Raw genomic sequence first — 956 nt, forward strand, 5'->3', positions numbered from 1 at the left:
CAGAATTGTTTTATCTAAAAAAATATACTTCTATTTTTGAGTTAGCTAAAGATATTAGAGAATATATAAAGTATTATAATAACGAAAGAATACGAATTAATTTAAATGGAATGAGCCCGGTGGAATACCGAGCTCATTATATCAAAAACATTGTATAAAGTCGTCCAACTTTTGGGGGTCAGTCCAATTATTGCTGGCTTTTCTTATTTTAGAAGAGAAATTATTTTTTTCACTCATTATCAAGCACTTTATAGAAAGTGCTTAAAAAACCTTTTGCAATGTAAGTTTTAACTGTATATTTGCAGTGTCGAACAACAAAAACAGCTTGCCCAGCTGGCGGAATTGGTAGACGCGTTGGTCTCAAACACCAATATCTTCGGATGTGCCGGTTCGACTCCGGCGCTGGGTACAAAAGCCTTGAGAAATTCTCAAGGCTTTTTTTAATTCCAGATTCTGCATATTACAGTTGAATTAAAAATCAAATAGCAGCAAATTTTTGGGGATCAATCTGAATTCTTGGGGGGAGTGTTAAAAATTTCTTAGTTTAGTATCCTTAATACAGATATCCCTTGCAAGAAGCCGAACGTAAATTACTATCCTTATTGATGCCCGAAGGGCTTTTGGAATATTTTCAGATTTTAGAAGTCGATCAAGTTGACAATCAACTCCATATTTATTTAGATGAGCTTAATATTGCTCCGACAAGTTATGAGAACAGCAAGTTGGAGTCAAAGGGGTTTATGCCTTCCACTGAAATTTCAGACTTTCCCATTCGAGGTCAGAAAGTTACGCTACATATCCGCCGTCGTCGCTGGACGGTACTGGATACCGGAGAGATCGTCACAAGAGATTGGAACCTGGTGCGTGAGGGTACTCGAATGACAACGGAATTCGGGCTTTTTTTAAAGAAGATATTTGGATAATCATCCTGTAAGCGCTCAATTGGTAGGTCTGTT

2 protein-coding genes and 1 tRNA gene are annotated in these 956 nt (G+C 37.1%); all 3 read left to right on the plus strand.

Annotated elements, in window-relative coordinates; all coding sequences use genetic code 11:
- The first annotated feature begins 5 nt into the window (after window positions 1–5).
- The 3 genes from IPZ78_RS17200 (at window position 6) to IPZ78_RS17210 (ending at window position 923) form a co-directional block, all read left to right on the plus strand.
- Window positions 6–158, plus strand: coding sequence for an IS3 family transposase (locus tag IPZ78_RS17200; RefSeq protein ID WP_262903833.1), 153 nt, complete (start codon window positions 6–8; stop codon window positions 156–158).
- A 169-nt stretch (window positions 159–327) separates the two neighbouring features.
- Window positions 328–409, plus strand: a tRNA-Leu gene (locus IPZ78_RS17205).
- Window positions 410–569: 160 nt separating this feature from the next.
- Window positions 570–923, plus strand: a complete 354-nt coding sequence (locus tag IPZ78_RS17210; protein WP_225552058.1) for an ISAon1 family transposase N-terminal region protein — start codon at window positions 570–572, stop codon at window positions 921–923.
- Window positions 924–956 lie beyond the last annotated feature (33 nt).

Origin of the sequence: Sphingobacterium bovistauri (genome assembly GCF_020295405.1) — a bacterium.
Lineage (GTDB): Bacteria > Bacteroidota > Bacteroidia > Sphingobacteriales > Sphingobacteriaceae > Sphingobacterium > Sphingobacterium bovistauri.